Source organism: Micromonospora foliorum (assembly GCF_022229015.1).
Lineage (GTDB): Bacteria > Actinomycetota > Actinomycetes > Mycobacteriales > Micromonosporaceae > Micromonospora > Micromonospora foliorum.
Window position 1 is genome coordinate 18,654 of sequence record NZ_JAKKFF010000094.1, and the last position, 22,835, is coordinate 41,488.

At 70.3% G+C, this 22,835-nt stretch carries 28 protein-coding genes; 14 read left to right on the plus strand and 14 right to left on the minus strand.

Annotated features, from left to right (window positions below; genetic code table 11):
* Window positions 1-11: 11 nt before the first annotated feature.
* Both tnpB and PSH25_RS08815 read right to left on the minus strand, forming a co-directional pair.
* Window positions 12-1,355: an IS607 family element RNA-guided endonuclease TnpB gene (tnpB, locus tag PSH25_RS08810; RefSeq protein ID WP_238658524.1), complete on the minus strand. Its 1,344-nt coding sequence runs from the start codon at window positions 1,353-1,355 to the stop codon at window positions 12-14.
* A 57-nt stretch (window positions 1,356-1,412) separates the two neighbouring features.
* Window positions 1,413-1,991 (minus strand): IS607 family transposase, encoded by a 579-nt coding sequence (locus tag PSH25_RS08815; protein WP_238658525.1) that lies wholly within the window; start codon window positions 1,989-1,991, stop codon window positions 1,413-1,415.
* Window positions 1,992-2,380: 389 nt separating this feature from the next.
* On the opposite strand from PSH25_RS08815, the gene PSH25_RS08820 reads away from it, so the two are divergent.
* From PSH25_RS08820 to PSH25_RS08830, 3 genes are all read left to right on the plus strand, one after another.
* Window positions 2,381-2,701, plus strand: coding sequence for an STAS domain-containing protein (locus PSH25_RS08820; protein ID WP_238658526.1), 321 nt, complete (start codon window positions 2,381-2,383; stop codon window positions 2,699-2,701).
* Between the two features lie 117 nt (window positions 2,702-2,818).
* A complete protein-coding gene (locus tag PSH25_RS08825; protein ID WP_238658527.1) occupies window positions 2,819-3,157 on the plus strand; it encodes a hypothetical protein in 339 nt (112 codons plus the stop codon).
* 85 nt (window positions 3,158-3,242) lie between these two features.
* The gene (locus PSH25_RS08830; protein WP_238658528.1) at window positions 3,243-3,917 is read left to right on the plus strand and encodes a DUF6766 family protein; all 675 of its coding nucleotides are present in this window, start codon (window positions 3,243-3,245) and stop codon (window positions 3,915-3,917) included.
* Between the two features lie 270 nt (window positions 3,918-4,187).
* On the opposite strand, the gene PSH25_RS08835 is transcribed toward PSH25_RS08830, so the two are convergent.
* From PSH25_RS08835 to PSH25_RS08875, 9 genes are all read right to left on the minus strand, one after another.
* Window positions 4,188-5,531 carry a ricin-type beta-trefoil lectin domain protein gene (locus PSH25_RS08835; protein ID WP_372492747.1) on the minus strand — a complete coding sequence of 448 codons (1,344 nt, stop codon included), beginning with the start codon at window positions 5,529-5,531 and terminating at the stop codon, window positions 4,188-4,190.
* Window positions 5,532-5,599: 68 nt separating this feature from the next.
* Window positions 5,600-6,949 (minus strand): RICIN domain-containing protein, encoded by a 1,350-nt coding sequence (locus tag PSH25_RS08840; RefSeq protein WP_238658529.1) that lies wholly within the window; start codon window positions 6,947-6,949, stop codon window positions 5,600-5,602.
* A 366-nt stretch (window positions 6,950-7,315) separates the two neighbouring features.
* Entirely contained in the window at window positions 7,316-7,879 is a 564-nt protein-coding gene (locus tag PSH25_RS08845; RefSeq protein ID WP_372492749.1) for a DM13 domain-containing protein, read from the minus strand.
* 57 nt (window positions 7,880-7,936) lie between these two features.
* Window positions 7,937-8,776, minus strand: a complete 840-nt coding sequence (locus tag PSH25_RS08850) for an S-methyl-5'-thioadenosine phosphorylase (RefSeq protein WP_238658530.1) — start codon at window positions 8,774-8,776, stop codon at window positions 7,937-7,939.
* A gap of 44 nt (window positions 8,777-8,820) precedes the next feature.
* A complete protein-coding gene (locus PSH25_RS08855) occupies window positions 8,821-9,246 on the minus strand; it encodes a hypothetical protein (RefSeq protein ID WP_238658531.1) in 426 nt (141 codons plus the stop codon).
* Entirely contained in the window at window positions 9,243-10,403 is a 1,161-nt protein-coding gene (locus PSH25_RS08860; RefSeq protein ID WP_238658532.1) for a molybdopterin-dependent oxidoreductase, read from the minus strand. Before PSH25_RS08860 ends, PSH25_RS08855 begins: the two co-directional genes overlap by 4 nt.
* Complete coding sequence (locus PSH25_RS08865; RefSeq protein WP_274527195.1) at window positions 10,400-11,014, minus strand: class I SAM-dependent methyltransferase; 615 nt, start codon at window positions 11,012-11,014, stop codon at window positions 10,400-10,402. Before PSH25_RS08865 ends, PSH25_RS08860 begins: the two co-directional genes overlap by 4 nt.
* 95 nt (window positions 11,015-11,109) lie before the next feature.
* A complete protein-coding gene (locus PSH25_RS08870) occupies window positions 11,110-11,790 on the minus strand; it encodes a TIGR04282 family arsenosugar biosynthesis glycosyltransferase (RefSeq protein WP_238658534.1) in 681 nt (226 codons plus the stop codon).
* Window positions 11,787-12,464 (minus strand): glycosyltransferase family 2 protein, encoded by a 678-nt coding sequence (locus tag PSH25_RS08875; RefSeq protein WP_238658535.1) that lies wholly within the window; start codon window positions 12,462-12,464, stop codon window positions 11,787-11,789. The genes PSH25_RS08870 and PSH25_RS08875 overlap by 4 nt, the downstream gene beginning before the upstream one ends.
* Window positions 12,465-12,611: 147 nt before the next feature.
* Here PSH25_RS08875 and PSH25_RS08880 point away from each other — a divergent pair, with 147 nt between their 5' ends.
* Window positions 12,612-13,976, plus strand: a complete 1,365-nt coding sequence (locus PSH25_RS08880; RefSeq protein WP_238658536.1) for a hypothetical protein — start codon at window positions 12,612-12,614, stop codon at window positions 13,974-13,976.
* Here the strand turns inward: PSH25_RS08880 and PSH25_RS08885 are convergent.
* On the minus strand, window positions 13,948-15,027 hold the full coding sequence (locus tag PSH25_RS08885; protein ID WP_238658537.1) for an NAD-dependent epimerase/dehydratase family protein: 1,080 nt from the start codon (window positions 15,025-15,027) through the stop codon (window positions 13,948-13,950). The two genes, PSH25_RS08880 and PSH25_RS08885, sit on opposite strands and share 29 nt — an antisense overlap.
* A gap of 159 nt (window positions 15,028-15,186) precedes the next feature.
* On the opposite strand from PSH25_RS08885, the gene PSH25_RS08890 reads away from it, so the two are divergent.
* The 9 genes from PSH25_RS08890 to PSH25_RS08930 all read left to right on the plus strand — a co-directional run bounded on the left by PSH25_RS08890 (window position 15,187) and on the right by PSH25_RS08930 (window position 20,999).
* Complete coding sequence (locus PSH25_RS08890; RefSeq protein ID WP_238658538.1) at window positions 15,187-15,882, plus strand: response regulator transcription factor; 696 nt, start codon at window positions 15,187-15,189, stop codon at window positions 15,880-15,882.
* Entirely contained in the window at window positions 15,875-16,891 is a 1,017-nt protein-coding gene (locus PSH25_RS08895) for a sensor histidine kinase (protein ID WP_238658539.1), read from the plus strand. The genes PSH25_RS08890 and PSH25_RS08895 overlap by 8 nt, the downstream gene beginning before the upstream one ends.
* A gap of 129 nt (window positions 16,892-17,020) precedes the next feature.
* Window positions 17,021-17,443 carry a YbaB/EbfC family nucleoid-associated protein gene (locus tag PSH25_RS08900; protein ID WP_238658540.1) on the plus strand — a complete coding sequence of 141 codons (423 nt, stop codon included), beginning with the start codon at window positions 17,021-17,023 and terminating at the stop codon, window positions 17,441-17,443.
* A complete protein-coding gene (locus tag PSH25_RS08905) occupies window positions 17,440-17,763 on the plus strand; it encodes a hypothetical protein (protein WP_238658541.1) in 324 nt (107 codons plus the stop codon). Before PSH25_RS08900 ends, PSH25_RS08905 begins: the two co-directional genes overlap by 4 nt.
* 4 nt (window positions 17,764-17,767) lie before the next feature.
* Complete coding sequence (locus PSH25_RS08910; protein WP_238658542.1) at window positions 17,768-18,262, plus strand: WXG100-like domain-containing protein; 495 nt, start codon at window positions 17,768-17,770, stop codon at window positions 18,260-18,262.
* On the plus strand, window positions 18,255-18,785 hold the full coding sequence (locus PSH25_RS08915) for an endonuclease (protein ID WP_238658543.1): 531 nt from the start codon (window positions 18,255-18,257) through the stop codon (window positions 18,783-18,785). Before PSH25_RS08910 ends, PSH25_RS08915 begins: the two co-directional genes overlap by 8 nt.
* Complete coding sequence (locus PSH25_RS08920) at window positions 18,782-19,324, plus strand: SUKH-4 family immunity protein (RefSeq protein ID WP_112583474.1); 543 nt, start codon at window positions 18,782-18,784, stop codon at window positions 19,322-19,324. Before PSH25_RS08915 ends, PSH25_RS08920 begins: the two co-directional genes overlap by 4 nt.
* On the plus strand, window positions 19,321-19,860 hold the full coding sequence (locus PSH25_RS08925) for an SUKH-4 family immunity protein (RefSeq protein WP_238658544.1): 540 nt from the start codon (window positions 19,321-19,323) through the stop codon (window positions 19,858-19,860). Before PSH25_RS08920 ends, PSH25_RS08925 begins: the two co-directional genes overlap by 4 nt.
* A 131-nt stretch (window positions 19,861-19,991) precedes the next feature.
* Complete coding sequence (locus PSH25_RS08930) at window positions 19,992-20,999, plus strand: hypothetical protein (RefSeq protein WP_238658545.1); 1,008 nt, start codon at window positions 19,992-19,994, stop codon at window positions 20,997-20,999.
* 19 nt (window positions 21,000-21,018) lie between these two features.
* On the opposite strand, the gene PSH25_RS08935 is transcribed toward PSH25_RS08930, so the two are convergent.
* Both PSH25_RS08935 and PSH25_RS08940 read right to left on the minus strand, forming a co-directional pair.
* Window positions 21,019-21,549 carry a GNAT family N-acetyltransferase gene (locus PSH25_RS08935; protein WP_238658546.1) on the minus strand — a complete coding sequence of 177 codons (531 nt, stop codon included), beginning with the start codon at window positions 21,547-21,549 and terminating at the stop codon, window positions 21,019-21,021.
* 29 nt (window positions 21,550-21,578) lie between these two features.
* Entirely contained in the window at window positions 21,579-22,121 is a 543-nt protein-coding gene (locus tag PSH25_RS08940; protein WP_238658547.1) for a MarR family winged helix-turn-helix transcriptional regulator, read from the minus strand.
* A 39-nt stretch (window positions 22,122-22,160) separates the two neighbouring features.
* Here PSH25_RS08940 and PSH25_RS08945 point away from each other — a divergent pair, with 39 nt between their 5' ends.
* Window positions 22,161-22,787, plus strand: a complete 627-nt coding sequence (locus tag PSH25_RS08945) for a mycothiol-dependent nitroreductase Rv2466c family protein (protein ID WP_238658548.1) — start codon at window positions 22,161-22,163, stop codon at window positions 22,785-22,787.
* The last annotated feature ends 48 nt before the right edge of the window (window positions 22,788-22,835 follow it).

Genomic DNA, 22,835 nt, shown 5'->3' on the forward strand with positions numbered 1-22,835 from the left:
CCGCCCCCCTTTCAGCAGATGGCCCTACCGTTGCCTCTCAGTCGCTCTGCGAGCGCGCGATTGGCAGTCCCGCCTTGCGGTGAGACGGTCCCGGTCTGACCCGCTGGCGCGGTGCCGGGTTGACGCTTCAATGCCACCGGCCCCGCGAGCGGGGTCTTGCGGTCGGCTCCACGTCCAGGCGCCGGGCCACTCCCGGCGGTTGTTGCGTCAGCCGCGAGCGCGGCCAGGTTGTAGGCGGCGTTGAGGTCCCGGTCGAGGACCAGGCCACACGATTGGCACTGGTATTCACGCTCGGACAGGGCGAGCTTGGTTTTCACCGCGCCGCAGCCCGAGCACGTCTTGGAGGAGGGATACCAGCGGTCGGCCAGGATCAGCCGGCCGCCGTTCCACCCCGTCTTGTAGGTCAGTTGCCGGCGGATCTCGGCGAACCCGGCGTCGGCGATGTGCCGGGCCAGCTTGCGGTTGCGCAGCATCCCGGTGACGTTGAGGTCTTCGACCACGACCGTGCCGTACTCGCGGGTCAGCCGCGTGGTGAGCTTGTGCAGTCCGTCGCGGCGCAGGTTCGCCACCCGGGCATGCGCCCGACCGAGCCGGGCTGCCGCTCGCTCCCACCGCTTCGAGGCGCGTCGGCCGGTGCGCCGGTCCGGGCCGGTCTTGCGCGCCAGCGCCCGACCGAGCGCCCGCATCCGCTGCTGCGCGGTCGTCAGGTACCGCGGGTTGTCGATCAGCTCGCCGGTCGACAGCACCGCCAGGTGCCTGATGCCGACGTCGACGCCGAGCACCGCGCCCGGCCGGGCGGGTAGCCGCTCGGGCCGCTCGACCTCGACGCAGAAAGCGACGTGCCACCGGCCGCCGTCACGTCGCACGCAGGCGGACATGATCCGGGCGGTGCCGTTGTCGATGCGGCGGGCGAGCTTGCGGGCGGACTCATGCAGCTTCAACCGGCCCAGCCGGGGCAGCACCACATGCTTGCGGTCGGACTCGATCCGGATCGTCCCGGTGGTAAACCGCACGGACCCGATGCTGCGGCGGCGGGACTTGAACCCCGGGAACCCGACCGGCCGGCCGGCGCGCTTACCTGAACGCGAATCGGCCCAGTTCTTCAACCCGCGGGCGAGGGCGTCGAGGCCGGTGTTGAACGCCTCCTTCGAGCACTCCCGCCACCACGGCGCGACGTCGGGCTTGGCGACATTCCACGCCTTACGCAACGCGGGCAGCGTCCACGACAAGGCCGGGGTCAGCATCTCCTCCGGCACACCGTAGGTGCGTTCGGCGGCCCGCTGATCCATGACCGCCTTGACCCTGGCCAGCGCCCAGTTGTGGGCCACCCGGGCCGCCCCGGCGTGCGCCAGCACGTCACGGTTCCTGCCCGCCGGTGAGGTCAAGGGCGAACCGGTACGCCTGGATCGTCTTCACACCCGGTCCCCGGTGGCGGCCTCGACCGCCCGACGGGCACGATTCGCGCCGGCGCGGCGGCCGTACAGGCGGGCGCACAGCGACGTCAGGACCTCGGTGACGTCACGCACAAGATCGTCGTCCACCTCGCCCGGATCGACCACCAGCAGACGGCGGCCCTGCGCGGCAAGGGCGGCCTCCACGTACTCGCCGCCGAAACGGGCGAAACGGTCCCTGCGCTCGACCACGATCGTCGACACCGCCGGGTCGCGCAGCAACCCGAGGAACTCCCTGCAGTGCCCGTCGAGCGCCGAACCGACCTCGGTCACCACCCGGTCCACCGCCAGGCGCTGCCCGGTCGCCCACACGGTCACCCGGGCGACCTGCCGGTCCAGGTCCGGCTCCTGCTCGGCCAACGACACCCGCGCATACACAACGTTCTGCCCGGCCTCGGCGGCCACACCGGTCAACGGTTCACCGACCACGATCAGCCGACCGAGTCGATACACCGGAACAGGCAACGTCCCGGACCCGTAACGCCGCCGCGCCGTCGCGTACGAGATGCCGGTAGCCGCCGCCCACTCCTTCAAGTTCACACTACCCACGATAAAAAACTAGCGAGCACTACCGACGACCGTGTGTTGGCAGCAGCCAACCCCAGGCCGGCGGACCGAACCGGACGGGCAGCACCTCTTCGGGGATCGCAACGATCGGTGCCGGGTTGGGACTCGCCACCGCTCGAATGGTGTCAGCGGCGAAATTGCTGGGTAGGGTTGTTCGCGGGTCAAGACATGCGCCCAGGTCCGCCGCCCGCGCCTCGACGGCGCGGGAGGGTCCGGCTCACCGATGAACCAGATCGGGAGGCGTCATGTCCATCCTCGAACAGCCCACTCGGCAGCACGCTCAACCCACTCCACAGCACGCTCAACCCACTCGGCGGCACGCTGAGCCGACTCGGCACGATGCTCAGCCCGCCAAACCGATCATGACGCTGGAGCTGAACAATGATCGGCATGCACCACTGATCGTCGTTTCCGGCGAGGTGGACATGAGCACCGCTCATCTCATCAGCGAGCTGGCCGAACACGTGATCACCCGGCGACCCGCACGCTTGGCGCTTGATCTTTCCGGGGTGACCTTCTTCAGCGCCCACGGCATCAGCGCCCTGCTGCGAACACAACGCGCGGCCGAGTCTGCCGAGGTCACGTTGGCCCTGCAGGCTGCGGCTCCGTGCGTCACCTACCTGCTGGCGGTGACCAGCGCCGGGATAAACCTGGATATCCCGGTGGTCAGCGCGAGTCGGTGATCCCATTGTCGATTGGGCAGCGCCAATCGGGGGGAGTGACCCTGAATGAGAGGTGCAGGTGCCGCGCTGGGCGCGGCTCTGGTTCTGGTTCTGGTGACCGTGGCAGGTTGTAGTTCGGTGACCGACCGCGGTGACGCGGCGGCCGCCGTCGCCGTGCGGATGCTGACCGCCGTAGCCGAGATGGACGCGGCTGCGGCCTGCCCGCTGCTGGCACCCGACACCCTCGCCGAACTGGAGCAGTCGGCGGACAAACCGTGCGCAGAGGCGATCCTCGCCGAAGACCTACCCAAACCGGGCAGCGTGTCGGCCAGCGAGGTGTACGGCCAGCGGGCGCAGGTGCGGCTCAGCGGTGACACGGTCTTCCTCGCGGTCTTCCCCGGCGGCTGGCGCGTGGTCGCTGCCGGCTGCACCGCTCGTGGTGAGAAGCCCTACGACTGTGTGCTCCAGGGAGGCTGAGCCGAATGCGGGTCCAGTTCGTGTTGCTGCTGCTCGTGGTCGCCGCCGGCCTGGTCTACTTCGGTGCGCTGGGGGTCCTGCACCGGTGAAGAGGTTTCTCCGCGACAACTCCCTCGGCCTGGTCTTCGGCCTGCTGTTCCTCCTCTCGCTGGTCGGTCAGGCGTTCGCCGGGCACGGCGACTTCAACCAGCGGCAGCTCAGCGAGGGTCTGGCGCCTGTGTCGCTCGGCCGGTACGTCACGTCGGCGAGCTTCGCCGTGGACGTCACGGAGAACTGGCAGTCGGAGTATCTGCAGTTCTTCCTGTACATCTTTCTGACCGTGTGGCTGCTGCAGAGGGGCTCACCGGAGTCCAAGAAACTGGACAAGGTGGGCCGCGAATCGGACGAGGACCAGATGGTCGGCGCCCACGCCACCGACGCCTCGCCGGCGTGGGCCCGTGTCGGTGGGGTGCGGCAGGCGCTCTTCTCCCACTCGCTGGGCCTGGTCATGGGTGCGATCTTCGCGCTGTCGTGGCTGGCCCAGTCGATCACCGGGGTCGCCGCGTACAACGAGGAGCAGCTCGGCAACCTCCAGGATCCGGTGTCGTGGGGGCAGTACCTGCTCCAACCCGACTTCTGGAACCGCACCCTGCAGAACTGGCAGTCGGAACTGCTGGCCGTCACGTCGATGGTGGTCCTGTCGATCTACCTGCGGCAGCGCGGATCGTCACAGTCGAAACCGGTCGGTGCGGCCCACTCCGCGACCGGTGTCGAGGGGTGACAGGCACCTACCTCGACGGCCGGCACCCGTGTCGGCGATGCCATCGACCCTTGCCGGCGGCCGCTTCGGACGTACCTCGTCGCCTCGGCCGGCCCCTGGCGACGTCCGTTCCCGGCCGAGCGGGTCATTCCCCGCCCGCCGGCTGGCGGATCGCCACCGCGCACGTCTCGGTCTGCGCCGCCCTCACCGCCTGACGGCGACGCGCCGCCCGGGACAGGACCCGAGCGGCGCGTCGCCGACATGGTGGGCGTCGCCTGGTGCGGTGCGGTACTAGGCGCGCCTGGCCCACTGCTGGTTGGCGCCGCCGTGGCAGGCCCAGAGGTGAAGTTGCGTCCCGTTGGCCGTGCCGGACCCGACGGCGTCCAGGCACAGCCCCGATTGGGCGCTGGTGATGGTGCCGTTGGCGTTGGCGTTGAGGTTCCACTGTTGGTTGGCTTGGCCGTTGCAGTCCCAGATGAGGACCGCGGTGCCGTTGCTGCTGCCCGCCCCGCTGGCGTCCAGGCACTTGTTGCCGTAGACGGTCAGGGTGCGGTTGGCGGTGTGGGTCCAACGCTGGTTGGTGCCACCGTGGCAGTCCCACAGTTGTGGGCGGGCGCCGTTGCTGGTGCTGGAGTTGGGAATGTCGATGCACCGGCCGGACGGGCTACCCACGATCAGCACGTTCTGCTGGCCGGGGGGCGGGGTCGTCGGCGGGGGAGTGGTGGGCGGCACGTCCGACCCGAACTGGGTGAAGAACCGCCACACCTCCTGCTTGACCCAGCTCCGCGCACCGCTCTCACAGCCGGCACAGCCGTCCACCGGGCCCTGCTGGTGGCCGCCGTCGAACGCGGCCCAGACCACCGGGTAGCCGGGCTGGCAGGAGTACGCGGTGGTGATGTGGGTCAGACTGCCAGCCCTCGGCTCGGGCGGGCTCTGCGCGGCGCATCCGTTGTTGCGGACGAACCTGTCGCGCAGTGACCGCCCACTCGGGATGTTGTCGTTGATGCCGTGGATCCCCAGGTACGCCACGGGCTGGGTGCCGCCGCTGCATCCGCTGATCGCCCCCGGTGCCGCGACTGCCGCGACCGCCCGGAACACCGTCGGCCGGGAACACGCCAATGAGTAGCTCATCGCGCCGCCGTAGCTGAACCCGACCGAGAACCGTTGGGTGGTGTCGACGCAGAGAGCGTTGTCGATCATGCGGATCATGTCGTCGGTGAAGGTGACGTCCTCACCGTTGGAGTTGCCCCAGCCGTTGTTGAGGCCCTGCGGGGCGACGAAGATCGTGGTGTTGTTCGACTGGGAGAGCATGCCGTAGTAGGCCCACGCCGCTCCGTCGGAGCCGCCGCCCGCGACCTGGCTGGCGGTGCCTCCCAACCAGTGGAACCCGAAGGCCAGCCGGTGGGCGTAGGTGTTGTTGTAGTTGTCCGGCAGCCGAAGGATGAAGCTGCGGCTCTTCCCGCTGCTCTGGATGGTGTGGGTGCCGCTGTTCAGTCCGGGCGCCTTGCCGCAGCCGGCAGTGGTGGCCGCGGCAGCCGGTGCGACGGTCGTGACGACGTACGTTCCGACGGCGATCAGAACCATGAGCGCCAAGGCTGCCCCCAGCCAGGGGGCGGAGAGTTTGCGATGTGGCACGGTTGAGCCTCCTTGTGTGTGAGTGGACAGCCGGACCGACCGATGGCCTCCCGGGAACGTCGCCGGGCTCAGCTTCGGCTCCATCGTTGGTTGGCCGCGCCGGTGCAGTCCCAGATCTGGACGCGCGTGCCGTTGGCGGTGCCGTTGCCGACCATGTCCAGGCACCGGCCCGAACCAACCCCGGTGATCGAGCCGTCGGTGTTGAGCCGCCATTTCTGGTTGGACTGGCCGTTGCAGTCCCAGATGATCACCGAGCTGCCGTTCGCGGTGCCGGCGCCGTTGACGTCGAGGCACTTGCCGCCGAAGACGCGCAGCTCCTGGGCGGCGGTCGAGGTCCAGCTCTGGTTGCTCTGGCCGTGGCAGTCCCAGATGATCGCCGCCGTGCCGTTGGCCTGCGAGGCGCCGTTGACGTCCAGGCAGCGTCCGGAGGACGTGCTGCGCAGGGCCGAGGTGCCGCTCGGCGGCGGGGTGGTCGGTGGCGGCGTCGTGGGGTCGGTGCTACCGAACTGGGTGAAGAATCTCCACACCTCGCCCTTGGTCCAGGTCCGGGCTCCGCTGTCCCCGCCGCCGTCCACCGGGCCGGGGGTGTGTCCGCCGTCGAAGGCGGCCCAGACCACCGGATAGCCGGACCGGCAGCCCGAGTAGGTGGTGGTGATGTGGGTCAGGCTGCCTGCCCTCGGCTCGGGCGGGTTCTGTGCGGTGCACCCGTTGTTGCGCACGAACGTGTCACGCAGGGAGCGTCCGGCGGAGACGTTGAGCACCGGGTCCCCGATGCCGTGAATGCCCATGTACGCGACCGGCTGGGTGCCGCCGCCGCACCCGCTGAGCTGCCCGCCGGAGTAGACCGCGACAGCGCGGAAGACACCTGGCCGGGAACAGGCCAGCGAATAGCTCATGCCGCCGCCGTAGCTGAAGCCGAGCGCGAAGCGTTGCGTGGTGTCGACACAGAGGTCTGCCTCGATCACCCTGATCATGTCGTCGACGAAGGTGACGTCCTGGCCGCCGGGGTTGGCCCAGCCGTTGCCGTTGCCCTGGGGGGCGACGAAAATGGTGCTGTTGTTCGCCTGCTGCCGCAGCCCGTAGTAGGACCAGGCCGCCCCGTCGGCCCCACCGCCGTCGACGTCGTTGGCGGTGCCGCCGTTCCAGTGAAATCCGAAGATCAACCGGTAGGCATGGTTCCGGTCGTAGTTGTCCGGAATCCTCAGGATGAAACTGCGGTTCTGGCCGCTGCTCTGGACGGACCGTTGGCCGCTGGTCAACGTGGGCGCCTTGCCGCACCCGGCGGTCGCTGCGGCCGCTCCGATGTCCGCGGCCGACGCGGTGCTGCTCAAGCCACCCGCCAGTGCCGCCGCGCTCACGGTCACGACGACGGCCGCGGCCGTCGCGAGCAATCCAAGGATGGGTCTACGTCTTGTCATGAAGGGGCTCCCGCCACTCGGCACGAACTCGTTGAAAGGGGTCCACGGCAACCCGCACGCCGCCACGACGCGCCACCGCAGGTCAGCCCCGCCGACCACGTTCACTGCGGACGAACCCGGAGGACGCGGTGTGCCGACGGCGCCCGGCCGGCTCATCGACACGGGTTTCCGTCACTGGTCTCGCCGCCCACGCGGGACCAGTCGGTCGTCGAATCGATGGTGGTCACACGTGCGCCCGAACACCACGCGACCGATCGCCGGACGGTGCCGGAGCACCCGGCTCGACGTCGAATCGATTCGCCCCGACGCTAGATCGCATAGTGACAGATGTCAATGCTGTGTCCGGCAGGTTGCGGGACGGCCCGGTCAGGCGCTCGTGAGATCCGCCGCGCCGAAGGAGACCGCGAATCGCTTGCACCAGATGGAGACGCTCCGGAAGTCGCGTGGGTCCACCGATGCCGGTAGCTCGTACACCTGGTTGCCCTTGTTGCCCTTGAGCCTGGCCAGTTCGACCCATTCGCCGTCGTCGAACACCCGCCAGCCGGCGGTGCCCCGGATGACCGGTTGGTCGGTCAGCCACACCCGCAGGTCCGGACCGTTCGACGTGTTCAGGTCCCGGATGACGAGCTGGTGGCGTCCGTCGGCGAGCCGGTGGAGCTCGGCAGTGCCGGTCGTCCGGTGCTCATGGGTGACGAACTCGCCGGCCGTCAGGATCTCGTTGCCGGCTGGGGTGGCTGCCGGGGCCGAGATGGTCGGTGATGTGGGCGACGGGGTGGCCGGTGTCGTCGCTGCGCGGGGGACCGCTTCGTCGACGTAGGTGTCGGTGAACAGCTTCCACGGCTGGAACCAGTAGAGGGCCAGCACCGCCACGACGACAGCGCCGGCGAGGCCGGCCCGGGCCACCGGCGACCGGAAGATCCGTTTTCCCACCCCCGCAGCGTACGGCCGCGGTCGCCGTCGAACGGGTCGCGAATCCTTTCGGATTACTTACGACGGCGTACCGGCGAGGGCCTGTGCGCACCGGCAGACTCCCTGGTCCGCCGGCAGCGTCTTCACCGCGTCGCCGAGCAGGAGCCGCAGGCGGTCGATGTTCCGGGCGAAGACCGTGAACACCTCCTGCTGGGTCACGCCCTGACCGACCTCGACGCCCGAGTCGAGGTCGGTCACCAGGGACAGCGCGGTGTAACACAGTGCCAGCTCGCGGGCCAGCACCGCCTCGGGGTGGCCGGTCATGCCGACGACCGACCAGCCCTCCCGGCCGTACCACCGTGATTCGGCTCGGGTGGAGAACCGGGGCCCCTCGATGACGACCATGGTTCCGCCGTCGACCGGCTGCCAACCGGCGTTGCGGGCGGCGTCGAGGACGGTGGCTCGTCCGACCGGACAGTAGGGGTCGGCGAAGGGCACGTGGACGACCTGGGGGAGTTGCCCGTCCGCGCCTGGCCGTCCGTCGTAGTAGGTCTGCTCCCGGCCGCTGGTCCGGTCCACGAGTTGGTCCGGTACGACGAGGGTCCCGGGGCCCAGGTCCGGTCGCAGGCCGCCCACGGCACCGGGTGCGAGTATCTGGCGGACGCCGAGTGCGCGCAGCGCCCACAGGTTGGCCCGGTAGTTGATGCGGTGTGGGGCAAGGGTGTGCCGGCGTCCGTGGCGGGGCAGGAACACCACCGGCCGCCCGGCGAGACTCCCGATGGACAGCACGTCGCTCGGCGGTCCGTACGGGGTGTCGACGCCGTGCTCGGTGATGTCGTCGAGGAACTCGTAGAAACCGGATCCGCCGATCACGCCGATCGGCGGGTGGCCGGTCGTGCTGGTGTCTGCTGCTGACATGGGTACCTCTCCTGGGCGACCTGTGCGGAGCGCGTGGGCCCTACTCAGGGACGGTTGGTTCGTCGGTCCGTGACGCGCCGGTCGACAGTGGTGGCGACGACCAGAATGAGCACGATCGCGGCCCAGAGGACAGTCAGCCCGACAGCGAGCCCCACCGGGTAGTTGCGGTCCGGCAGGCCCGGGTTCGGCGGCGCCGAGGGCGGTCGCCACAGCAGGGGCACCGCGATCAGCAGCAACGTCGCGCTGGCCATCAGGCCCGCGGCGATCCAGGCCAGGCGTAACCGGTTCGTCACCAGCCGACCCAGCGCCAGCCCGCCCAGTCCCACCAGCGGTGCCACCAGGACGTCGTGCAGCACCGGGCCGCCGATCAGCCACGGCAGTGTGGTGCCGAGCTGGGGGAGGAGCAGCCAACCGCCGTACGCGGTAGCCGCGGCACCGAGCACGAGGAGGAGCAGCCGGACGGCCCTCACCGCAGCACCTCCAGCCGGGCCACCCACTTGGTCTGCAGGACGCCCGGCCGGCTCGCCGCGATGAGTCGGCAGGGGTACCCGTGGTCCGGCGACAGCTGCTCGCCATTGATCCTCAGTGCGAGCAGGGTCAGTGGGTCGCGGGCATGGGCCGCCGGCAGGGTGCTGGCCGCGTAGAGGCCGTCGGTCTCCAGCGAGGTGACCCGAACCGGTCGGCCGGTCGGTGCGCCGGCCCACCGGAGCAGCTCGACGACGGGCACGCCGGTCCAGTGGGCCGATGCGCTCCAGCCCTCGACGCAGGCGATCGGCAACTCCGCCGTACGGTGCGGCAGGGCCGCAAGGTCGGCCAGGGACAGGGTGTGTCGCCCGCCCGGCCAGACGATCTCCAGCCGCCAGTCCGGTGGAACGGCGATGCGCGCGGCAGCCGCCGTACGGTTGATCGGTATGCCCTGCGGCCCGGACGCGGAACGCCAGGCCAGCGGCGACACCCGACGTAACCACGGCACGGTGACCCCGGCGGTGGCCAGCACGGCGATGCCGGCGACGCCCACCGAGGTACGCAGGAACGCCCGTCGCTCGGACGACTCGTCACGCCCCGGTGCCGCGGCCCGCGCCGCTGTCCGGCCCCGCAGTGGCGTGCCCAGCGCCGCGCGGGCCACCGGGAGCTTCACCGCGACGTGCAGCAGTACCGCGCCCGCCACCAGCCAGGCGACCGCGTAGTGCGCCGTCGGGAAGAAGAAGCCCCACGGGTACGACTGGGCGACGTTGAACAGGCCCGTGACCAGTTCGAAGAACGCGGCGCAGACCAGCACCAGGACGGAGACCCGTTCGAGAGCATGGACGGACAACCGGATCGGCTGGCGCACCGGCGGACGGACGAACAGCCGGGGGTAGACGCTCCACAGTTTGGCCAGCAGCAACGGGATCGCCGCCACACCGGAGAGCACGTGGACGCCCTGGGTGACCCGGTACAGGTTGACCGGTCGGGTCGGCCAGGCGAACCAGCCCGGCGGGTGCTGAATGTAGTGACTGAGCAGTCCGGTGCCGAAACACAGCCCGAACGCCACCCCGAGCCAGAGGCCGAGCCGGGCGGCGACCAGCGGTGAGTGCGAGGGCGCCGTGAAGTCCTCGGGGACCGGGAGGCGTGGCCGGCGGATCATGAGCGCGCCAGTTCGGCGAACCAGCGGGCACCGAACCGGAAACGGTCGGCGACCCGCAGGCCGGCGGCGGCGGCGGTACGGGCCACCGCCTCCGCCCCGACCCGTGCCCACCGAAACGCCGGCCCCCGCAGTTCCCGATCGCCGGACGATCCGGACAGGACGTACGCCTGCCCCCGCCACAGCCCGGCCCCCGGGGGTTGCACCTCGACCACAAGCGTCCCGTCGGCCGCGATCAGGGCGCCGCACCGGCGTAGCAGTCGGACCGGGTCGCCGCCGATGCCGATGTTGCCGTCGATGAGCAGGGCGTGCGCCCACCTTCCCTCGCCGGGAAGTGGTTCGAAGACGTCGCGTCGCAGGGCGACCACACCCCGGCCCTGGGTCAGCCGTACCGCCTCGGCGGAGATGTCCACCCCCAGTGCGACGAGGCCGCGCTGGGCGAGTGCCCTGGTCAGCCGGCCGGGGCCGCAGCCGAGATCGATGGTGGGTCCGGCGCAGCGTGCGGCAACGGACTCGACTGCCGGTTCCGGCGGGCCGTGCCAACGCCGCACCGGCAACAGGTCACGTCGCCCGTCGGTGTGCACCAGCCAGTGGTCGGTTTGGGCCGCAGCCATCGCGGGGACCGGCGTGCCGCACGCGTCATGGTCGGCGGGCCACCCGCCGAGTCTGCCCAGCGCCACACCGAAACCGTCGAGACTGATCGTCGAGGTCACCGGGGGCGTCCGCTCACCAGCTGGCCGCGCACCGACGCGACCGCCTCCGCGAACCGGGTGCCGGGGAGGTCGGCCGCGACCGCCAGCGCCGACGACCAGTCGTCGACATCCCGCAGAACGGGCAGGACCGCCGGGTCCATGCCGTGCCCGCGCAGGGCGGCGAGGGTACGGCGACCGGTGTCGTCGGTCGACATGGGCACCTCGCGTAACGCGCTCGCGTACGACGGATCGCGTAGCCCGAGCGCCCACCAGCCGCCGTCGAGCGCCGGTCCGAACACCGCCTCGTGCTCGGCGAGCCGCTCCAGCGCGGTGGTGAGCAGGGCCGGCCGGATCTGCGGCGTGTCCATGCCGATCTGCAGCACCGGTCGGCCGGGAAACGCCGCAGCGGTGTCGGCGTGGGCGTTCGCCAGCCGGTCGGCGAACGTGCCACCGCGCTGCGCAACCAGGTGCCAACCCGCCACCGCGGCGGTCAGCTCCGCGCCGTACTCGGCATCGGCGAACCGACCGGTGTGGGCCAACACGGGAATGGTCGAGGCGGTGGAGCGCACCGCCGCGAGGGTGTCCAACAGCGACGCCGCCGCGACCCGGGCCGCCTGGGTGGGATCAGCGGGCGGGCAGAGGCGCGTCTTGGCCAGCCCGGGGACCGGTGCCTTCGCGACCAGGAGCAGGACGTTCACCGGCCACCACCGACGTCGGCGCGCAGCACTCCGGCGAAGTCCCGCGTCGCCCGCCACGTGCCCCGCACCGACCCGGAGACCTTCGATCTGGTGCCGGCGGCCCGAGGCGCGTACGCGACGTCCAGCTCGAGAATCCGCCAGCCCGCTCCGGCCGCCCGGAGCAGCAGCTCCAGGGGGTAGCCGAACGCGCGGTCGTTGACACCGAGGCCCAGCAGCGCCGCCCGGCGGGCCACCCGGATCGGGCTGATGTCGTACACCGGCACCCCACGACGCCGCAGCAACGCGGCGACCAGCGCGTTCCCGGTGCGGGCATGCCACGGCCAGGCATCCGCCGACACCGGCCGACGCCGCCCGACGGCGAGATCCGCCCGACCGTCGAGCACCGCCGCGACGAGCCTGGGCAACTCGGCGGGATCGAACGACCCGTCCGCGTCGAGTACGCAGACCAGATCCGCCTCCGCCGCCAGCAGGCCGGCGTGCACGGCCGCCCCGTACCCGCGTCTCGGCTCGTGGACGACCCGGGCCCCGTACGCGGCCGCGACGACCGGCGAACCGTCCGTGGAGCCGTTGTCGACCACGATGGCGCGGAAGCCGGGTGGCAGCCCGCTCAGTACGGCAGGCAGTGCGGCCGCCTCGTCCAGACACGGCAGCACCACGTCGATCGTTGTGTGCATACCGGCGACGCTAGGCCCGCCCCGGGCCGTCCGGACCGCCGTTCGTCCTTACGAATCGCTTACGCGGCAACGGATCTTACGACTCCCTGACGTCTCACCGTCTGGCTGTCGGATCCCTGGTCAGAGGTCGTATCGTCGGCCGTCACCATGACCATGATGATCCGGCCGGGACGACCCCGGTCCGCCGACCTGATCGTCCTCGGCGCCGAGGTGGCCCTGCTCGCCGTCGCCGTCGCCGTCGGCGCGCTGCTCAACCAGCAGGGCGTACGGCTCCACGCCGACGCGGCGCCGCTCTACGCCGCCTGGCAACCCCATCTGGGGCCCGGTACTCCCGCCGCGCTTCTGGTCGCGGCGCTGTTCGTCTGGCGGGGCACGCGTTGGGGAACCGACATGCCGTGGCGGCGGCTGCTACTCGTCGGCTATCTCGCCTCGGTGCTCTGGACGCTGTCGCTGGCCCTGGTGGACGGCTGGTCCGCGGGGTTGACCGACCGGCTCACCGTGCAGGCCGAGTACCTGCACGAGGTGCCCCGGGTGACGGATGTCAGCCTCCTGCTGTCCGGCTTCGCCGACCGGATCCTCGACTTCCAACCCGATTCGTGGTCCACCCACACCGCTGGTCACCCACCGGGAGCGTTGCTGCTCTTCGTCTGGCTGGAGCGGATCGGTCTGGGCGGCGGGAGCGCCGCCGGGCTGGCCTGCGTGGTGCTCGGAGCCACCGTCGCGGTGTCGGTTCCGGTGACGTTGCGGGCGCTCGGCGCCGAGGACGCGGCCCGGGCGGTGTGGCCGTTCCTGGTGCTCTTCCCGGGGGCGGTCTGGGTGGGCGCGTCCGCGGACGGGATCTTCGCCGCGGTGGTCGCGGCCGGGCTGGCGCTGCTGGCGGTGGGTGGCCGACCAGGGGCCGCACTGGGCGGGTTGCTCCTCGGCTTCGCGCTCTACCTGTCGTACGGGTTCGTCCTGGTCGGGGTGCTCGCGTTGACCGTGGCGTTGCTCCGGGCGCGGGATCGCCTCGGCGTGCTCCTGGTCGCGGCGACGGCGGTCGGGGCCGTCGTCGCCGTGTTCACCCTCGCCGGGTTCTGGTGGCTGGACGGCTACCACCTGGTGGCGCGTCGGTACTACCAGGGGTGGGCGGCGGAACGTCCGTACGGTTACTGGTTCTGGGCGAATCTCGCCGCTCTGCTGCTCTCGGCCGGCCCGGTGGTCGGGCCGGCCCTGCGGCGGACGGTGACGGCCGTGTCGACGCGAGCACCGTACCCACCCATCGCGACGGCCCTCCGACAGCGGATCGCCAGCGCCGGACCCACGGTGTGGTTGCCCATCGCGGCGGCGGTGGCCGTGCTCGCGGCGGACCTGTCCGGGCTCAGCAAGGCCGAGGTGGAGCGGATCTGGCTACCGTTCGCCGTCTGGCTGCTTGTCGCTACCGCGCACCTGCCCCACGGCCACCGACGGTGGTGGTTGGCGGCCCAGGCCGCCACGGCGCTCGCCGTCAACCACCTACTGTGGACGGTGTCGTGACCGATGCCGGATCCCGCATCACCGCCGTGGTGAAGTCGGCGATGCCGGCGGCGAAGCCGATTCGGGCGGTGAAACCGAGCAGCCGGGCGGCGCGGGCCGGATCGGCCACCACGTGCCGTACGTCCGCCGCCCGCCCGCCCCCGACCGTGACGGGCGATGGCCCGCCCATCGCCGACGCCAGCTCGTGGGCCAACTCGCCGACGGTGTGCGGTTCGCCCGAGCAGACGTTGACCGGGGTCAGGGGATCCGGTGCCGGGGTCGTGAGGGCCAGCAGGTTGGCCGTGGCCACGTCGGTCACGTGCACGAAGTCGCGCCGTTGCCGGCCGTCCTCCAGAACCCGGGGCGGTCGCCCGGCGGCCAGGGCGGACCGGAAGATCGACGCGACCCCCGAATACGGGGTGTCACGGGGCATCCGGGGACCGTAGACGTTGTGGTACCGCAGGGCCCACACCGATCCGCCGGTCTGCCGGGCCCACGCGCCGGCGAGGTGTTCCTGGGCCAGCTTGGTGGCGGCGTACGTGCTGTGCGGCTCCAGAGGCGCGTCCTCGGGCACGAGACCGGGGGAGAGCGCCTGGTCGCAGCGAGGGCAGGGTGGCTCGTACCGGCCCTCGGCCAGGTCGACGGCCCGGCGGCCGGCTGGCCGGACGACTCCGTGGGTGGGGCAGTGGTAGCGACCCTCGCCGTAGACCACCATCGAGCTGGCCAGCACCAGTCGGCGTACCCCGGTGGCGTGCATCGCCGCGAGCAGGGTGGCCGTGCCGAGGTCGTTGTGTGCGGCATACCGGGGGGCGTCGGCCGGGTCGATGCCATGGCCGACCATGGCTGCCTGGTGGCAGACCGCGTCGACCCCGGCCAGCAGCCGGGTCAGCAGCTCGCCGTCGCGTACGTCGCCGACCACGAGGTCGTGCCGCTCGGCCCAGGGCGGTGCTGTCGTAGCGTGCGCCTCGGGCAGGAGCGCGTCCACGGCCACCACCTCGTGCCCATTTTCGCTGAGCAGGTCGGCGACGTGTGAGCCGATGAATCCGGCCGCACCGGTGACAAGGATCCGCATTCCGGTCACCGTATGACCTCACGTACGCCGGGGTGGGTCTCCGCACGCAGCCGTAAGAACCTCGCAAGATTTGCCGGTGCGGGCCGACCCCGGTGCGTGGCTACGCTGGGTCGATGGACAACTGGGGGAGACGTTGACGGGCCGGAACGGGGGAGGTTCGTGACACAGCGCGTGCTGGTGGTCGACGACGACCAGACCGTGAGCGACGTCATTCGTCGTTATCTCGAGAACGACGGCTTCCAGGTGAGTCTCGCGGCCGACGGTGCGGCGGCGCTGGCGGCGGTGGAGCGGGAGGCACCGCATCTGGTCGTGCTCGACCTGATGCTGCCCCTGATCAATGGCCTGGAGGTGTGCCGGGCGCTGCGGGTACGGCCGGACGGCGTACCGATCGTCATGCTGACCGCGCGCGGTGACGAGTCCGACCGGATCCTCGGGCTGCAGCTCGGCGCGGACGACTACCTGACCAAGCCCTTCTCCCCCCGGGAACTCGTGCTGCGGGTCCGTTCAGTGCTCCGTCGCGCCGGCGGTGGGACGCCACCCGAGCGGCCGGAGGCGCTCACCGACGGCAACCTGGTGGTGCACACGACCTCCCGCACCGCCCGCCTCGCCGGTGCCGACCTGGCCCTGACGTTGCGCGAATTCGACCTGCTCGTCCACCTCATGCGGCACCCGTCCCGGGTGTTCGGCCGGGCCGAACTCCTTGAGCAGGTTTGGGGCTGGAACTTCGGGGACCACTCGACAGTGACCGTGCACGTACGCCGGCTGCGGGAGAAGATCGAGGCCAACCCGGCCCATCCGCGGCGGATCGTGACCGTCTGGGGCGTCGGCTACCGCTACGAGCCGGCCCATGCGTGACGTACTTCTGATCTTCGCGATCGCCCTCGGTGCGGCACTGGGCATCGGGCTCGCCGGCGCGGTCCTGCTCCGCGCTCTTCGGCGCAGCTCGATCACCGTGCACCTCAGCGTGCTGCTCACCACCACGGTGGTCGCCGTCGCGGTCGGGGTGATGGCGGTCGCGGAAGCGATGTTCCTCTCCGCGCACGACCTTGAGGTGGTCCTGACCACCGTCGCGGCGGCAGCGGTGGTCAGCCTCGCCGTCGGCGGGCACTTCGGCCGACGACTGGCCCGCGCCGCGGTCTGGCGCGACCAGGCCCGGGAGCGGGAACGGCAACTGGAGAAGGGCCGACGCGACCTGGTCGCCTGGGTCTCTCACGACCTACGTACCCCGCTCGCCGGGCTGAGGGCCATGGCGGAGGCGCTGGAGGACCGGGTGGTTCGTGATCCGGACACGGTCGACGAGTACCACCGACGGATCCGGCTGGAGACCGACCGGATGACCCGACTCGTCGACGACCTGTTCGAGCTGTCCCGGATCAACGCGGGAGCGCTGCGGTTGTCGTTGACGGCGGTGCCGCTCGGAGAGGTGGTCTCGGACGCGCTGGCCAGCACCACCCCGCTGGCAAACGCTCGCCGGATCAAGCTGGTGGCCAGCGAGTCGGGATGGCCCATGGTCGCCGCGAGCGAACCGGAGCTGGCCCGGGTCGTGGCCAACCTGCTGCTCAACGCGGTCCGCTACACCCCGGAGGACGGCACCGTACGCATCGAAGCCGGCCGAGAGGACGACCACGCCTGGCTCTCGGTCGCCGACACCTGCGGCGGCATCCCCCCGGCCGACCTTCCCCGGCTGTTCGACATCGCGTTTCGAGGTGAGCCGGCCCGCACGCCCGGGCCGGGCGACGGTGGGGCGTCCGGAGGGCTCGGGCTGGCCATCGTTCACGGCCTGGTGGAGGCACACGGAGGTCGGGTCGAGGTGCGAAACACCCCCGACGGCTGCCAGTTCATGGTCCGGTTGGCCACCGCCTGACGGAAACGTTCGGGGTAGCGGGATGAGACCGTCGACGGCCCTCGATGGGTTGCCTGCCTCGCGGGTCCACACTGTTTGCCGGATCTGACTACGCTTTCCACTGTCTCGGAGGCAATCGAGGGAGGGCCCATGTCGGTGAACGAGCCGGCGAGCGGGGAGTTCGCTCGCATGCTGGACGCGACTGTTGGCGCGTTGCGCGCCGCCGGCACTGCACCGGAGGACGAGGAGGCCGCGCGCCTGCGCCGGGTCGGTGAGTCCGCCGAGGGGCAGGTCCGTGCCGAGTTCGGCGCCGATGGCCGGCTGGAGTCGCTGACGCTGGACCCGCGGATGATGCGGCTCGGCGCGGCCGAGCTCTGTGACCACGTGATCGCGGCCGTGAACGCGGCGATCGACTCGATGCGCGGTGGCGGCCCGGCGGTGGCCTCCGGCGACCTCTCGCAGCTCACCGAGCAACTCGAACAGGTTCGCGACACGGCCGTGCCGCGGCTCGGCGCGTTCCTGCAGGCGCTCACGGACGCGCAGGAGCGGATGGCCCGAGGGAGTTCCCGATGAACGGCTTCGAGGTCGATCCCGCGCTGCTGCGTTCCGGCGGTGACGAGGTCATCGGCGCCGCCGAACGCTTCATCGGGCAGCTGGAGAGCTTCGAGGCGCAGATGCAGGGGTACGGCGAGCCGTGGGGCGCCGACGACATCGGCTCGCTGATCGGCATCGCGTACACGGAGGCCTCCACCTGGGTCCTGGACTGCATCGGCGTGGCCGCCGAGGAGATCGGCTCGGCCGGTAGCGACCTGACGCAGATGGCCGACAACTTCGAGTTGGTCGAGGAAGCCTCCGCGGGCGCGCTGCGGGACATCCAGGGAATGCTGGGGTGACGGCATGGGACTTCAACTGCCGGGTGAGCTGATCACGGCGCTCGGCTGGATCGGCTACACCTGGCCCGAGGCCGACGAGGAAAAGCTGTTCGAGATGGGCCAGGCCTGGCTGGACTTCTCCGGCACGGTCGCCGACGCCTCCGGGGAGGCCAGCTCGGCTGCGGCGGCGGTCTGGTCACAGCACCAGGGCGAGTCGGTGCAGGCGTTCCAGCAGTGGTGGTCCAAACCGGAGAGCGGTCCCGGAACGCTGCCGGACTACTCCCAGGCCGCCATGCTGATCGGCACCGGGCTGATCATCGCCGCCGCGATCGTGCTCGCGCTGAAGATCCAGGTGATCGTGCAGCTGGCGATCCTCGCGTTCGCGGTGGCTCAGGCGATCGCCACCGCCGTCGTCACGTTCGGCGCGTCACTGGCCGAGGTGCCGATCTTCCAGATGATCACGCGAGAGATCGTCGGCCTGCTGATCGACCAGGTGATCCAGGAGCTGCTCGATGCCTAGCAGGGCGCCGAAGAGCTCGAAGAAGCGCGGCGGCGCGGGCAAGCCGAAGGTTGGCAAGGGCGTCCGGGCGGCGGTGAAGAAAGCCGCCGCCAAGCCGGTGGTGCGTAACAACAACCTGCCCGAGGTCACGATCAAGGTGCAGCGCAGGTCGTTCCACGCCCGCGGCCAGTTTGACCGCAAGATGAACGCGCTGAAGAAGCTCAGCGACGAGGGCAAGCTGTTCAAGCAGGCGAACCCGGTCGGCCGGGACAAGAAGATCACGGCCGACTACAAGAAGCGCATCCGGCAGAAGATCTTCGACAAGTACTGGCCCCACGACAAGAAGATGGCGAACGCCCTCGCGGCCCGGCTCCGCAAGCAGCAGCCCGACCATGTGTGGGAGCTGCAACTTGGCGGCGCCGACGACGTTAGTAATCTGAAGCTCCTGCACGGCAGAACAAACTGGGATGTCGGCGGGCAAATCTGGCATCAGATCAAGAACCTGCCCGATGGCACCCCGATCCGAATAGAGGTAGTGGATTGAATCCCGAGCTGCGGGAGCTCATCGCGGAGCTGCGTACCGACCTGGAGGCGGACCAGCCCGCGACGCTGGCGTGGGCCCAGATCAACGAGGGCGCTCCGGCCGACCAGATTCCCGCCGAGCTGCCGCAGCCGGTCCGGGAGCTGCTGGAGACCGCCAACGGCATCCTGGCCGGCGCGTTCGACCTGCCAGCGGTCGCGGACCTCGACGACATCCAGTACTACCTCGAGCAGATGCCCGAGTTCACCGGCGTCGCCGACGAACCCGCCGAGTGGCTGGTCATCGGCACACTGAACGACGAGCCGCTGCTGATCCGACGTGACACCGGCGCGGTTTGGTACTTCCCGGCGGAGACCACCGACGAGTGGTTCATGCGGGAGATGTTCCTCGACGTCGCGCCAGACCTCGACTCGTTCCTCGCCTACTACGTCTTCGGCGCCGGGTACGGCGAGGTCGGCTTCGACGACGACGAGTGGTGGGGCTTCCTCGACGAGCACGGTCTGACCACGCCCGGTGACGATGACGAGGAGGCGGACGATTGACCGCGACGCATGAGGAGCTCACCGCGCTCTGGGGCGCCGACGGGATGATCTACTTCCCGGTCGACCGGTTCGACGACGTCCTCGGCCCGCTGACGCCAGAGGTCTTCCCGCCGTTCGGGGCCATCCCGGTCGACGTGCCGATCCTGTTCACGGTCGACGTCGACGTCCCCGGCATGGAGCTGTTCTCCAAGCTGAACATCGAGATCGGCGACGCCGGTTCGCGCATCCACATCGTCCTCGGAAGCTCGCCCGAGGACCCGCAGCTGCTCTTCTGCCTCGACGCGCTGACCGGCGCCGTCGTATTGCTGGACCTGGAAACCCCCAACTTCGAGGCGGTCAACGCGACCTTCGCCGCGTTCGTCGAGTTCCTCTACCGGCTCGGAGGGCTCATCGCGACCGACCCCGGCGGTCGGGCTCGCGCGGCCCGCGCCGCCGCGATCCGGGCGGACCTGATGGACGTCGACTCGTCCGCGTTCGCCGACCCGAAGTCCTGGTGGAGCATGGCCTTCGAACAGCTGGAATCCACAAGCGGTTAGTCTCGTCGCCCACGGCAGTCAGACCAGCTCATGCCGATGAGCGGATGCCTCGTCCGTGACCGAGGGGTGACGGCTCCTCTCCTGTCAGCGCCACGTGGTTGGATGCAGCCCGGTGATCAGGAGAGGGGATCATGACGCCCACCACCCCACCGCGTCCGTTGGATGTGGTCTCGTTGTTTCCGGAACTGGCAGCGATGGCCAGGACCGCCACCCGCCTTCATCCCCGCCCAGGACACCCGACCGTGCATGACAGCTCGGTGGGTGGGCCTTTGCTGTGGCCGGTGGGCGAGGCCTGGCCGACCTGCGGCGACGAGCACGAGCCGTACGAGTTGACGATGCTGGAGGACGTCCGCACGCGTCGACGCATCCTCGCCGCGGCATGGCAACGGCCCAGGCCGCCGAGAACGAATCTGCTCACTCCCGATGAGAAGGTGGTCATTGACCGCGTAGATGCCGGTTACGACCCGTCGCTGCTGTCGGTGGAGCCGCTGCCGCTCATCCCGTTGGCGCAGCTCTACGCCCGGGACGTCCCTGATCTGCCCTGTCCCGATGGCGCGGACATGCTTCAGGTGCTGTGGTGCCCGTTCGACGAAATCATGGATGCGCGGTCGGCGGTGCACCTCCGGTGGCGGCAGTCCACAAGCGTGCGGAACCTGCTGACGCACCCGCCCGAACCGGCCTACATCGGCCAGGACTATTACGTGCCGGTCCCTTGCGTTCTGCATCCAGAGCAGGTTATCGAGTACCCGGCCTATCACGAGCTGGATGACGAGCTGGCGGAACTCATCATCTCCCGAGAGAGGAAACTCCTCCAGTCACCGGACGAGAAGCAACCGGGTTACCGGGGCGATCTGTCAGTCGCGCCCGGCTGGAAGGTCGGGGGCTGGGCCGCCTTCTTCACCTTCCGGGACCCTGCAGATCCTAACGAGCTCCGGTGCTGTGGCGCTCCGCTGGAACCCCTTCTCACCATTCCCAGCGCCGAGTGGGACGGCGACAGCCGCAGCTGGCGTCCCATCACTGAGGAGGACGAGTCGGTCGACCACACCCCGACCCAGGTGGAAATCGGTCGTGGCTACACACTCCAGGTCTACCGGTGCACCGCCTCGCAGGAGCACCCACCGGTCACCATCATGCAGTAACCGAGTCGAGGTGAGCGGTTCAGTCGACCCGCTGGGCCAGCACCTGCCCTGGCCAGGATCCGGCCAGGAAGGTCTCGGTGGGAGTGAACCCGTGGCGCTCGTAGTACGCCACCAACTCGCCTCCGCCGCCCGCCCAGCAGTCGACCCGAAGCAACCGCACGCCGGCTCGCCGGGTTTCCTCCACGGCATGTGCCAACAGGGCCGACCCGAGTTTCTGGCCGGCGAACCGTCGGTCGGAGACCAGGAGGCGGACGTACCGCTCGGGTTCTTCCACAGGCGCGATCGGTACCCGCGGATCGGGCCCGGAGTCCAACACCAGGGCCGCGGCCGGGGTCCCGTCCACTTCCGCAATGTACGGAAGGTTTTCGGTCAGGTACCGATCGACCTGTGCGGCCCTTTCGGGCTTCTCCGAGAACGGCGTCGTGCCCCACTGCTCGGTGTTGCCGCGCTCGTTCATCCAGACCACCGCGGAGTCGAGCATGTCCAGGACGGCGGGTGCGTCGGCCGGGCCGCCGCGTCTGATGCGTACGCCGCGGGTGATCTCGTCCATGGCGGAATGGTAGTCCGGGCGTTGGCCGATCACGACCGAGGCCGTTCTCCGGCCGGACCTCCGTCGCTAGGTCCGAACTCTCCGGAGTCCAGGGTCCGGTTCATCGCCGCCAGGAGGCGCTCAAGGGTTCTGCGGTCGTTGTCGGTGAGGCCACGAAGGATGGCCGCCTCGTTGGCCAGGTGTTCCTCGATGAGCCGGTCGGTCAACGCCACCCCGGCCGGAGTCAGCCCGACCACTCTGCCGCGCGCGTCGGCTGCGGAGACCGAGCGGGACACGAGGCCGCGGGCGATCAGCCGATCCACCCGCTTGGTCACCGCTCCGGTGGTCACGAGCATCCGCTGGCTCAACTGGCCGGCCGTGAGCGTGTAGGGCTCGCCCTCGCGGCGCAGCGCCGCGAGCACGTCGAAGTCACCGTTGCCGAGGTCCGCCGCGGCGAACGGCGGCCGCAGAGCCACATCGAGTACGGCGGCCAACTGCTGGATGCGGCCGATGATCAGCAGCGGAGTGGGGTCGAGGTCTGGTCGCTCGCGGCCCCACTGACCAACGATCTCGGTGATCCGGTCGTCATTCACTGTTGCATCTTACCTTCCGGGGAAGATAACTTGTCTTCCATGGAAGGCAAATCGACCCGAACGTCAGCTCCGGTGGTCACGGCGTACGTGGATCCGTCCTGCCCGTTCGCCTGGATCACCTCCCGCTGGCTCATGGAGGTCGCCAAGATGCGGCCGCTCGCTCTGCGGTTCGAGGTGATGAGCCTCGCGGTGATCAACGAGCATCGGGACCTGGAGCCCTGGTACCGCGAATTCAACGACCGGGCGTGGGGGCCGGCCAGGGTGTGTGTGGCGGCAGCGGCGCAACACGGCTCCGCCGCACTTGCCCTGCTGTACCCGGCGCTCGGCCGCCGGATTCACGACGACGGCGACAAGGATTTCGACACCGTCGTCCCGCTGGCCCTGGCCGAGGCCGGCCTCCCCGCCGACCTGGCCGAGGCCGCCCATCGGAGTGACGTCGACCCGCAGATGCGGGCGAGCACCGCCCGCGCGCAGCAACTGGTGGGCGAGGACCTCGGCACCCCGACGGTCGTCGTCGACGACGTGGCCTTCTTCGGTCCCGTGCTGACCTCGATCCCTCGTGGGGAGGAGGCTGTCCGCGTCTTCGACGGCGTCCGCCTCCTCGCCGGTTGCCGGGCCTTCTCCGAGCTCAAGCGGGCCCGATCCGAGGGCCTCACGTTCGCATAGCTCCACCCCGACCACCGGAGGAGCCGGGCACCCCGCACTCTTCGACCC